Below are 11,151 nucleotides of genomic sequence, written 5' to 3'. Positions count from 1 at the left end.
TGCGATAGTGGCGTAGTTGGTAACGCGCGACCTTGCCAAGGTCGAGACCGCGGGTTCGAGCCCCGTCTATCGCTCTTTGAAGCTCTGAGTAATCTCAGAGCTTTTTTGTATAAACAAAGAATGCAGTGGTTAAACATAAAAAATCCTCCGCTTTATTTTACAGCATTTCCATAAATTACTGCAGCAGGTTCAGAAATTCATACTCTGAACAACTTCCTTTTGATGCATTCATTTCCGGAACTGCTATAGGTGGCAGAGGATTTTTACGTTATGTGTAGCGTAGTATCTTATTCGGTTGCTTTTTCCTGATCGATCAGTGTGTAGAAAGTCAGAAGATAAAGCCCACATAAGCCAACAAGCCCGTAGATGATCCGGGAAAGCCAGCTCATGCTTCCGAACAGAAACGCTACCAGATTAAAATTAAAGAAGCCGATCAGACCCCAGTTTATGGCGCCGACCACGGCAATGGTCAGAGCGAAATACTGCAGACATTTATTTGCCATAAGTCACCATCCTTTCGTTATACAGGAGATAGTTTTTCACGGAATCGAAAAAAATATACACGGGAATGAGAAAAAGAAAAAACGGAAATTTCTGACAGTCATGAAAAATCATGAAAGAGAAATTTCCGTTTTATTGAATTCAGATCAAAATATCTGCCTGACAATGCGGGTGCTTTACTTCAGTTTCAGAACCTGGGAAGTTGTCTGTCCGCCGCTTACGTTGAGAGTTTCTTTTCCCTGAAGGGTCACATCACTGGTGGTATCTTTCAGAAGAAATACCTGGCATACAGTGACAGTCTTTCCGGGATCAATGGTGTTCATGTAATTGTCTACAGAGTCATCGTTGGCTTCCGGATAAGTTCCTTCCAGAGATTCTCCGTTCTGGGAAGCCTGGAGAGTGAAGTCCACAAATGCGCTGGACTGGGAATCGCCAGAGTTTGTGTAATCGTAGTAGATCATCAGACATGGATTTCCGCCGTAATCATTGGAGATTGCAAACTGCTTGAACCGGACGGAGAATTTGTCTGTTGTAATATCAATGGATGCGCCTGTAGCCTGTGTGGAATCAGAAGCGGCACCTGTGGATTCGGCGTCCGTACCGGAACTGTCTGCTGTGCTGTCATCTGTAAGCTGAGATGAAATTTCGTCTTTTACGCTTTTGAAGTTTGCACACATAACTTTGACAGTAGTATCATCCAGAGAAACGATCTTCCAGTCATTTCCAATCTTGATCAGCGGGTAAGTGATATCGATTTCGCTGTATTTCTCGTCAGCGGTGGAGGCATTTTCTGCAAGAAGAGAGGCAAGCATCTCCTGAATATCATCCTGTGTCATTTCTTTCCCGGCATAGGCGGCAACTGCGACTTTGCGGGTATACTCCTGAATGGTAGCTGCGTAGATGTTGGTTCCATCGATATATTTCATATGGACGGTTACTTTTGCGGTGCCATTCTGGATGTCAAATTTGTTTTTGGTGATCTTGTAAGTCATTTTTTTGTTGACGGTAGTGAAGAAATCTGTGTAGGCGGAATCACGGATATCCGCATCATCCAGAGCACTGAGATCGTGACTCTGGAGAAGGTTCTCCATGGTGGTAAAATCCATGTTCTGCATACCTGTGAGAAATTCTTCTGTGGCTGTTACCGGTTTATGGCGCTGAACCATATACCAGGCAGTTCCGCCGGCCACTGCAGCGATCAGAAGAATGATCAGGCATATTATAAGTGGTTTTTTGCTTTTTTTCTTTCTGCGTGGTGTATCCTCTTCGAAATCATTGGAGATCAATGACCTGGAGAGCTCATCATCATAAAAATCATTATTGTCTTCTGTATTCATTATTCCTCCTTATAATAAGTCATTCTGGTTTTCGGGTAAGATAAATCAGATACAGAGTTGCCGGATATGGAGTGAACCGTAACACATCTGGTTTACCGTAACGATTATAACATAGGTTTACTGTTTGAGAAACCCCCTGTGTTATGATATACTCTAAGATACAAAAAAATGGTTGTGGCTGCGGAAAAAGCAGCAGAAAAAGATGAGGTGAAATATGATGCGAACAATTCAGTACTCATTCCCTTCAAAAGCAGACGGACTGGAAATTTCCTGTCTGGCGGTGGTGCCGGAACTGGGACGTGATGAGAAATACAAAGGCATTATTCAGATTGTTCATGGGATGAGTGAATATAAGGAACGTTATCTTCCTTTTATGGAATATATGGCAGAACGGAAATATGTAAGTGTGATTCACGATCACCGCGGCCACGGAAAAAGTGTGCGGAGTAAAGAAGATCTTGGATATATGTATGGCGGCGGGGCAGATGCCATGCTGCAGGATATTCATACAGTAAATTGTCTGATCAGGGATCATTTCCCGGAGCTTCCGCTGATTCTTTTTGGCCATAGCATGGGCTCTCTGGCTGTTCGTGCTTATGCGGCTCACTATGATGGCTGTATGGATATGCTGATCGTCTGCGGCTCGCCCAGTTATAATGTGCTTCGACCGGTTGGAGTGGCTCTGGCAAAAGCGGAAAAAACTGTTTTCGGACCCAAACACAGTGCCGGCCTGATCGAGATGATGTCTTTTGGAAGCTATGCGATGCGGTTTAAAAAAGAGAAAAACCGTTTTTCATGGATCTGTTCTGATCCACAGGTTGTTAAGGATTATTCCGATTCCGAGTACTGCGGATTTACTTTTACAGATGATGCATATCTGGCACTTTTTGACCTGATGAAAAGAGCGTACGATGTGAAACACTGGAAGTGTACGAAACCGGAGATGCCGGTATTGTTTATCAGCGGAGCGGAGGACCCCTGTATGGGAAATGTACGGCAGTTTGCGAAGGCTGTTCTTGCCATGCGTCGAGCGGGATACCGGGATGTCCGGGGGAAATTATATCCGGGAATGCGCCACGAGATTCTCAATGAGAAAGAACGGGAGAAGGTTTATCATGATATATTTATATATATCCACAAAAAAGGACTTTGAACGCTCTGTGGCGGAGTGATATAATAAAGACCAGAGTGCTCCTGCAGACATCTGTGAGAGAGCGCAACTACTGAGAAAACAGGGGGATTCATAAATTATGAGAGCAAGTGGAATTTTGCTTCCGGTATCCAGCCTTCCATCGAAATATGGAATAGGATGTTTTTCCGCAGAGGCGTATGAGTTTGTAGACCAGCTGGCAAGGGCAGGGCAGAAATACTGGCAGATCCTTCCTCTTGGACCTACCGGATATGGAGACTCACCGTACCAGTCTTTTTCCACCTTTGCGGGAAATCCGTATTTTATTGATCTGGAAGCTTTTGTGAAAGCAGGTTGCCTGGATGAAAGTGACTGTGAGAACTGCGACTGGGGTGGAAGTGAGAGTTATGTGGATTATGAGAAGATTTATAATTCCAGATTCCGTCTCTTAAGAAAAGCATTTGAAAATTATGACTGTGAAGGAGATCTGTCCTATCAGAAGTTTATAAATGAAAATGCTGCCTGGCTGGAAGATTACAGCCTGTATATGGCCATCAAGGACAGCCTGAACGGGATCAGCTGGATCGAATGGCCAAAAGAACTTAAAAACAGAGAAAAAGATGCGCTGGCTGCGGCAAGAGAAAAACTTACGAAAGAAGTGGGCTTTTACTGTTTCCAGCAGTACTTGTTTTTTAAACAGTGGACAGAGCTGAAAACTTATGCAAATGAGAAAGGCGTGGAGATCATTGGAGATGTACCGATCTACGTTGCGTTTGACAGTGCGGATGCATGGGCACAGCCGGAACTGTTCCAGTTTGACGAGAATAATATTCCGGTTGGGGTTGCCGGATGCCCGCCGGATGCTTTTTCCGCTACCGGGCAGCTCTGGGGAAATCCGCTTTATGACTGGGAGTACCATAAGAAGACCGGTTATGCATGGTGGACACGCCGGATGGCCAACTGTATGAAACTCTATGATGTGGTGAGAATTGATCATTTCAGAGGATTTGACGAATATTATTCTATTCCATACGGGGATAAGACTGCGGAGTTCGGCCACTGGGAAAAGGGACCGGGAATAGATCTGTTCCGTACTCTCGAAAAAAATCTGGGAAAACTGGACGTGATCGCGGAGGACCTTGGTCTTCTTACAGACAGTGTCATTGAGATGGTGGAAGAATCCGGCTTTCCGGGAATGAAGGTTCTTCAGTTTGCGTTTGATGAGAATGAAGACAGTCCATATCTGACACACAGATATGAAAGGAACTGTATTGTATACACAGGAACTCATGATAATGAGACCACAAGGGGCTGGTTCCGTAATTTAAGTCAGCATGACCGGAACTTTGCCAAAGCTTATATCGGCTGTGAGGGCAAACATGAGACCGCGGCAGTATGGAGCCTGATCCGCGCAGCCATGTCCAGCGTAGCAGACCGCTGTGTGATCCCGGTACAGGATTATCTTTGCCTTGGAAATGAGGCAAGGATCAATGAGCCGTCAACTCTTGGTGATAACTGGAAGTGGCGTATGAAAAAAGGTCAGCTCAATGAAAAAATCATTGAGAAGATTTATAAAATGACAAAACTTTACGGAAGACTTGTAAAAGAAGAGCCAGAAGAGAAAGAAAAAACAGAGTCTGACGTAGAAATGATATCTGACAAATAAAAAATGCCAGAATATCAGAAAGGATAAAAGATACATCATGGAAGAACAGAAAACAGAAAATAAGGAAGAGCTGCAGCAGGAGACTACGGAAGAAAAGAATTCCGATCAGGGAAATTCTTCCACAAGAAGCAGCCTTCTGTGGATCTTCGCAGGGGGTTATCTTGTGTATACGGGATATCGTCTCTGCGCCAATGTTATAAGCGGGGCAGAAGACTCCAGTACGGGATTTCTGGTAGCAGGTGGTATTTTTGTTGTGATCGGGGCAGTGCTTCTGATCATGGCAGTCCGTAACCTTGCAAAAGCAGGTGCACAGAAACACGAGATGGAAGAAGCGGCAGCGAAAAAAGCAGCAGCGAAAAAAGCAGCAGAGGAAACCGCCAAAGATCCGGAGATTGCGGCAGCTGGAAAAAAACGCATGTCTATTGCACAGCGGGCACATCTGGCAGAGAATCTTGATGATGCACCGGAGGAAGAAGCAAAATAAAATACGGATGCAGGATAGCTCCTGCCAGGATATGACACATATAAGCATAAAAAACGGAACATCAGGAGGGGGAAAATGATTTCTTCCAGGGATGTTCCGTTTTTAATTGAGTAAGTTGTGTGTCATATATTCGGTGCAGAGTTGTCAAAGGGAATGGATGATTTGTCTCGCCTGACTTATCTGCGTTTTGGGTTTTTTCGACGTTTTTTTCGTGATTTTTTGTTGCCGGGAGTGTGTAAGGTAGACCAGCAGAACGCCTGTACCAGTAAAATTCCGATCAGCGCTCCACAGCTGTCAATTCCCACATCCCTTACAGAAGGCCCGCGGGCGTCCACAAAAGACTGATGATATTCGTCCAGGCCGGCAAAACCCACACATACAAATCCTGCAAGAAGCATCAGCCAGATTCCCCGGACTCCGTAAACATAAAGCGGGAAGGAAATGGAGATGGACAACAGACAGTATTCGGTCATATGGGCAGCCTTCCGTACATAAAACTCGATATGGGATGCCTCCTGGGAAAGCTGATCCGGGCTTTTTCCTGTGGCAAGTATTTCATTTTTTGTTTCTACGATCTGATAGCTGACTTTATAACTCAGGGCACCGGAAACTTCTCCGGTCTGTGCGGAAAAAGAGTAGATCACGCACATCATCAGGATCGCAGGTGCAAAAGAAAATGGTTTTAATAATGTAATCAGTATTTTCATGGCTTCAATATAGCACTGTTGTCTGGAAAAGTCCAGAAAAATATAGAAAAAGAACAGAGGGAGAAGAAAAAGGGACGGAGGAGATGAAAGGGGGAAGTGGACAGTAAAGACTAAAATGTGTTAGAATATAAAATAAATTTCAGGGGTATTTTTAAGAAAAAAGAATATTTCCGGGAGCGAACAGAAGAAAATCACAGGGAGGAATCAGATAATGAGTCTTGCAGACAATATATTCATTGACATGTGCAAAGATGTCATAGAAAACGGAACCAGCACAGAGGGAGAGAAGGTACGTCCGGTGTGGGAGGATGGAACTCCGGCTTATACCATCAAGAGATTTGGTGTTGTGAACCGTTATGATCTCCGCAGGGAATTTCCGGCGCTGACTTTGAGAAGAACTGCATTAAAGAGTGCCATGGATGAGATTTTGTGGATCTGGCAGCAGAAATCCAACAATATCCATGATCTTCACAGCCATATCTGGGACAGCTGGGCAGATGAGAACGGCTCCATCGGAAAAGCCTACGGCTATCAGCTGGGTGTGAAACATCAGTATAAAGAAGGAATGATGGATCAGGTGGACCGGGTACTTTTTGATCTTAAGAACAATCCTTACAGCAGAAGGATCATGACCAATATTTATGTACATCAGGATCTTCATGAAATGAATCTTTACCCATGTGCCTATTCCATGACATTTAATGTGACCAAAGAACCGGGAAAAGACAAACTGGTCCTGAATGCTGTTCTGAATCAGAGATCTCAGGATATTCTGGCGGCAAATAACTGGAATGTGTGCCAGTATTCTCTTCTTCTGATGATGATCGCGCAAGCCTGTGATATGGAAGCAGGGGAGCTTGTTCATGTAATTGCAGACTGTCATATTTATGATCGTCATATTCCGGTGATCAAGGAACTGATCTCCAGAAAACCGTATCCTGCACCAACGGTAAAACTGAATCCGGAGATCAAAGATTTTTATAAATTTACAACCGATGATCTGATCGTGGAGAATTATGAGACATGGCCGCAGATCAAAAATATTCCGATTGCGGTATAATTGTATATAAAGAAAGGAAATCAGGATGAATATTATTGTTGCAGCAGATAAAAACTGGGGAATTGGAAGAAACAATGAACTTCTGGTAAGCATTCCTGCAGATATGAAAATGTTCCGCGAGGAAACTACAGGAAAAGTGGTTGTTATGGGAAGAAAGACTTTGGAGTCTTTTCCTAACGGACTTCCTCTTAAAAACAGAACCAATATCGTAATTACCGGAAATAAGGATTATCAGGTAAAAGGTGCGGTGGTTGTTCACAGCATCGAAGAAGCGCTGAAAGAAGTGGAAAAATATCCGGCACAGGATGTGTACTGCATCGGCGGAGACAGTATTTACAGACAGATGCTTCCCTACTGTGATGTGGCTCATGTGACCAAGATTGATTTTGCGTATGAAGCAGATGCATATTTCCCGGATCTGGATGAGGATCCGGACTGGGAAGTTACTGCGGAGAGTGAAGAACAGACGTATTTTGATCTGGAATATACTTTTGTAAAATACGAAAGAAAAGATAAATAATGTGAGCACAAAGCATAAGGCAGAATAGAAAACAGGCCGCCGGTAAAAATCCGGCAGCCTGTTTTTGCTCTTAAAATGCTATGTATAAATCCAAAAATCTGGTAATGGATTACTCGATTACGTGGATCCATCCTTTCGGAGCTTCGATGCGTCCCATCTGGATACCTGTCAGTGTGTCGTACAGCTTCTGGATAACCGGACCCATTTTCTCCATTCCGCTTGGGAAGCAGATTTCTTTGCCGTGGTCGTTGATCTTTCCAACTGGAGAGATAACAGCAGCAGTACCGCAAAGACCACACTCTGCGAAATCTTTCACTTCGTCGAAGTAGATCTCACGCTCCTCAGCTTCCAGTCCAAGGTACTCTTTTGCAACATAGATCAGGGAACGACGTGTGATGGATGGAAGGATGCTGTCAGACTTCGGTGTTACAACCTTGCCGTCTTTTGTAACGAAGATGAAGTTTGCACCGCCTGTCTCTTCAACTTTTGTACGGGTCTTAGGATCAAGGTACATATTCTCATCAAATCCCTGTTTGTGAGCATCTACGATAGCGTGAAGGCTCATTGCGTAGTTCAGGCCGGCTTTGATGTTACCAGTTCCGCAAGGTGCGGCACGGTCAAAGTCACTGACACGGATCGTGATCGGTTTAGCGCCGCCTTTGAAGTACGGTCCAACCGGTGTTGTGAGGATGCGGAACTGATATTCGTCAGCCGGTTTAACACCGATTACAGCGTTGGAACCGAACATGTACGGACGAAGATAGAGAGTTGCGCCTGAACCATATGGCGGAACCCATGCGTCATTCGCCTTGACAACCTGCTCAACAGCGTCGATGAATCTCTCTTTCGGGAATACCGGCATCTCAAGTCTTGCAGCAGAAGCAGCGATACGCTCTGCGTTCAGGTCAGGACGGAAAGTAACGATATGTCCGTCTTCTGTTGTGTAAGCTTTCAGTCCTTCGAATACACTCTGTGAATACTGAAGTACACCAGCGCACTCATTCAGTACGATGTTAGGGTCTGTGCTTAAAGTACCCTCATCCCATTTTCCATCTTTAAAATTAGACACGTATCTGTAGTCGGTTGGCATGTATCCAAATCCGATGCTGGACCAGTCAATGTTCTTTTTTTCCATAACGATTCCTCCGTTTACGAATTTTTACTTTTTACCATTGTAAAACTTTTACGTGCTGACTTCAATAGTTTTTTGCGCCTTTTCTGCATTTGCTTGTAATTTTAACGGGAGTTCGCTATAATAAAAGCTATCTATGGACTGGAGGAAAAAATGGACAATCACGAATTTGAAGACCTTGGAAAAAAGATTCAGGATATTGTAGATAATGCTGTAAATTCAAACAGCTACCATGAGCTGAGCCATACCATCAACCAGACAGTAAATAAGGCGATTGATTCCGGCAGTGAGGCACTGAAAAATGCTATGAATTCCGTATTTGAACCGGGAAGTGATCCCCAGTTTCGAAAGAGGAGCTATACTTATCAGAGCCCCTATTACGGAAAAAGCAAAAAAGCGAAACAGCAGGCCGCAAAGAAACAGACAGAGCTTCTTTATGGAAAAACCACCGGTGAAAACCTGAAAGGTATGATGATGGCAGTTTCCGGCGGAATCCTTTTAAGTGGCATGGGTCTTGGGGCTATGGTGCTTCTGATCTGGATGGGCCTTGGACACAGCGGTGCACTTGCGGCGGGGGTCCTTGGTGTGATGTGTGCCGGCGCTGCAGGGGGTGGTGCGCTTCTGGGAACAGGAACCAGCCGCCTTGGAAGACTGGGCCGTTTTCAGAAATATATCCGTGCGCTGGGAGACCACACTTACTGTAATTTCCAGAAACTTGCCCAGGCAGCAGGAAAGAACGAGAAATTTGTAAAAAAAGATATCAGCAGGATGATCGAGAAAGGCTGGTTCCTGGAAGGTCATGTAGATGCCGAAGAAACCTGTCTGATCACAAGCAATGAGACTTATCAGCAGTATCTGGAAACACAGAAACAGCTGGAGCTCCGTAAACAGGAAGCGGATCCGAAGGTTCAGCTTGAGGAGAATATGAGCCCGGAGGCACAGGAAGTTCTGAGAAAGGGAAATGAATTTCTGATAAAGATTCGAAAGAGTAATGATGCCATTCCCGGGGAGGAAATTTCCGCAAAGATTTCCAGAATGGAACTGATCGTTCAAAAGATTTTTGAGCGTGCGGGAGAACATCCGGAGGTGATCCCCGATCTTAAGAAACTGATGGATTACTATCTTCCCATGACTGTGAAACTTCTGGATGCTTATGAAGATATGGATGGACAGCCTGTACAGGGTGAGAATATTACAGCTTCCAAGAAAGAAATTGAAGAAACGATTGATACACTGAATATTGCTTTTGAGAAACTTCTGGACTCCATATTCCGGGATACCGCATGGGATGTATCTACCGATATTTCTGTGTTACATACGGTTCTGGCACAGGAAGGTCTGACAGAAGATGATTTCGAAAAAATGAAACAGAACGCGGAAGTGAAATAAGTACAGTGAGCAGATGAGAAACCAAATCGCAGATGTCTGCCGGAAGGTACAGTGAATTAAGGAGAAGATTATGGGAGAAGAATTTAAGGACTTTGAGGTGGAAGCACCGGTACTGACTCTGGAACCGGATCTTACGGAAGAAAAAGAAGAAATTGCGGCAAAAGAACCGGAGAAGCCACAGGAACCTGCAGTGGAGGAACCGGTGTTATCTCCACAGGAACAGAAAATCGTAGAAGATTTTGCGGCAAAGATCGATATTGAAAATACAAATCAGATCCTGCAGTATGGAGCCGGTACTCAGAAGAAGATGGCAGATTTTTCTGATACTGCCCTGGCAAATGTCCGTACCCAGGATCTTGGCGAAGTGGGAGATCTTCTTTCAAGTGTGGTAGGCGAACTGAAAGATTTCGATGCCACAGAGGAGAAGGGACTTTTTGGTTTCTTCAAAAAACAGACGGCGAAGGTGGAAACCCTGAAAAACCGTTACACAAAAGCCGAGGGAAATGTGGCGAAGATCACAGAAGCTCTGGAGCAGCACCAGATGCGTCTGATGAAGGATTCTGCAGTACTGGATAAGATGTATGAGCAGAACCTGGCATATTTTAAAGAACTTTCCATGTATATCCTTGCGGGCAAAAAGAAACTTAAGGAAGTCCGGGAAGGAAAGCTTATGGAGCTTCATCAGAAGGCAGCGGCAAGCGGACTTCCAGAAGACGCCCAGGCAGCCAATGATCTGGAAAACAAGTGTGATCGTTTTGAGAAGAAGCTTCATGATCTGGAGCTGACAAGAACCATTTCCATGCAGACAGCACCACAGATCCGTATGATCCAGAACAATGACACCACCATGATCGAGAAGATCCAGACCACCATTGTAAATACCATTCCCCTCTGGAAAAGCCAGATGGTGCTGGCTCTCGGAATCGCACATTCCACGGAAGCCGCACAGGCACAGCGACAGGTTACAGATCTTACCAATGAACTTCTGAAGAGAAATGCGGAGACTCTTCACCTGGCATCTGTGGAAACAGCAAAGGAGTCCGAGCGTGGCATCGTAGATATTGAAACTCTGAAAAAGACCAATCAGGAGCTGATCCAGACACTGGATGATGTGATGAAGATCCAGCAGGAGGGCCGTGAGAAACGTCAGGCAGCAGAAGCAGATATGAGACGTATGGAAAATGAGCTGAAAACAAAACTGCTGGAGATCCGGCGTTAAGCGTAAG

At 44.7% G+C, this 11,151-nt stretch carries 11 protein-coding genes and 1 tRNA gene; 8 read left to right on the top strand and 4 right to left on the bottom strand.

Going from position 1 to position 11,151, the window contains the following annotated elements; genetic code table 11:
- Window position 1 precedes the first annotated feature (1 nt).
- Window positions 2–74: transfer RNA gene (locus GPK81_RS05495), tRNA-Gly, on the top strand.
- Between the two features lie 213 nt (window positions 75–287).
- Here GPK81_RS05495 and GPK81_RS05490 read toward each other — a convergent pair.
- Window positions 288–503 carry a DUF378 domain-containing protein gene (locus GPK81_RS05490; RefSeq protein ID WP_021975879.1) on the bottom strand — a complete coding sequence of 72 codons (216 nt, stop codon included), beginning with the start codon at window positions 501–503 and terminating at the stop codon, window positions 288–290.
- Window positions 504–677: 174 nt separating this feature from the next.
- The gene (locus GPK81_RS05485; RefSeq protein ID WP_252196607.1) at window positions 678–1,838 is read right to left on the bottom strand and encodes a DUF5067 domain-containing protein; all 1,161 of its coding nucleotides are present in this window, start codon (window positions 1,836–1,838) and stop codon (window positions 678–680) included.
- A gap of 214 nt (window positions 1,839–2,052) precedes the next feature.
- Here GPK81_RS05485 and GPK81_RS05480 point away from each other — a divergent pair, with 214 nt between their 5' ends.
- From GPK81_RS05480 to GPK81_RS05470, 3 genes are all read left to right on the top strand, one after another.
- Window positions 2,053–2,991, top strand: coding sequence for an alpha/beta fold hydrolase (locus GPK81_RS05480; RefSeq protein ID WP_215706672.1), 939 nt, complete (start codon window positions 2,053–2,055; stop codon window positions 2,989–2,991).
- Between the two features lie 97 nt (window positions 2,992–3,088).
- Entirely contained in the window at window positions 3,089–4,633 is a 1,545-nt protein-coding gene (gene malQ / locus GPK81_RS05475) for a 4-alpha-glucanotransferase (protein WP_215706671.1), read from the top strand.
- 37 nt (window positions 4,634–4,670) lie between these two features.
- Window positions 4,671–5,117 carry a hypothetical protein gene (locus GPK81_RS05470; RefSeq protein WP_215706670.1) on the top strand — a complete coding sequence of 149 codons (447 nt, stop codon included), beginning with the start codon at window positions 4,671–4,673 and terminating at the stop codon, window positions 5,115–5,117.
- 176 nt (window positions 5,118–5,293) lie between these two features.
- Here GPK81_RS05470 and GPK81_RS05465 read toward each other — a convergent pair whose 3' ends face one another.
- Window positions 5,294–5,824, bottom strand: coding sequence for a VanZ family protein (locus GPK81_RS05465; protein ID WP_215706669.1), 531 nt, complete (start codon window positions 5,822–5,824; stop codon window positions 5,294–5,296).
- Window positions 5,825–6,035: 211 nt separating this feature from the next.
- On the opposite strand from GPK81_RS05465, the gene thyA reads away from it, so the two are divergent.
- Window positions 6,036–6,884: a thymidylate synthase gene (gene thyA, locus GPK81_RS05460; protein ID WP_021975885.1), complete on the top strand. Its 849-nt coding sequence runs from the start codon at window positions 6,036–6,038 to the stop codon at window positions 6,882–6,884.
- A gap of 25 nt (window positions 6,885–6,909) precedes the next feature.
- A complete protein-coding gene (locus GPK81_RS05455; RefSeq protein WP_021975886.1) occupies window positions 6,910–7,404 on the top strand; it encodes a dihydrofolate reductase in 495 nt (164 codons plus the stop codon).
- A 109-nt stretch (window positions 7,405–7,513) separates the two neighbouring features.
- On the opposite strand, the gene GPK81_RS05450 is transcribed toward GPK81_RS05455, so the two are convergent.
- Window positions 7,514–8,539: a branched-chain amino acid aminotransferase gene (locus GPK81_RS05450; RefSeq protein WP_021975887.1), complete on the bottom strand. Its 1,026-nt coding sequence runs from the start codon at window positions 8,537–8,539 to the stop codon at window positions 7,514–7,516.
- Between the two features lie 150 nt (window positions 8,540–8,689).
- Here GPK81_RS05450 and GPK81_RS05445 point away from each other — a divergent pair, with 150 nt between their 5' ends.
- Both GPK81_RS05445 and GPK81_RS05440 read left to right on the top strand, forming a co-directional pair.
- On the top strand, window positions 8,690–9,925 hold the full coding sequence (locus tag GPK81_RS05445; protein WP_021975888.1) for a 5-bromo-4-chloroindolyl phosphate hydrolysis family protein: 1,236 nt from the start codon (window positions 8,690–8,692) through the stop codon (window positions 9,923–9,925).
- A gap of 70 nt (window positions 9,926–9,995) precedes the next feature.
- A complete protein-coding gene (locus GPK81_RS05440; protein WP_021975889.1) occupies window positions 9,996–11,144 on the top strand; it encodes a toxic anion resistance protein in 1,149 nt (382 codons plus the stop codon).
- The last annotated feature ends 7 nt before the right edge of the window (window positions 11,145–11,151 follow it).

It is taken from the genome of Blautia sp. MCC283 (assembly GCF_018785565.1).
Lineage (GTDB): Bacteria > Bacillota > Clostridia > Lachnospirales > Lachnospiraceae > Blautia_A.
Note: the sequence above shows the minus strand (reverse complement) of the source record. Positions and strands in the feature narration are given on the sequence as shown.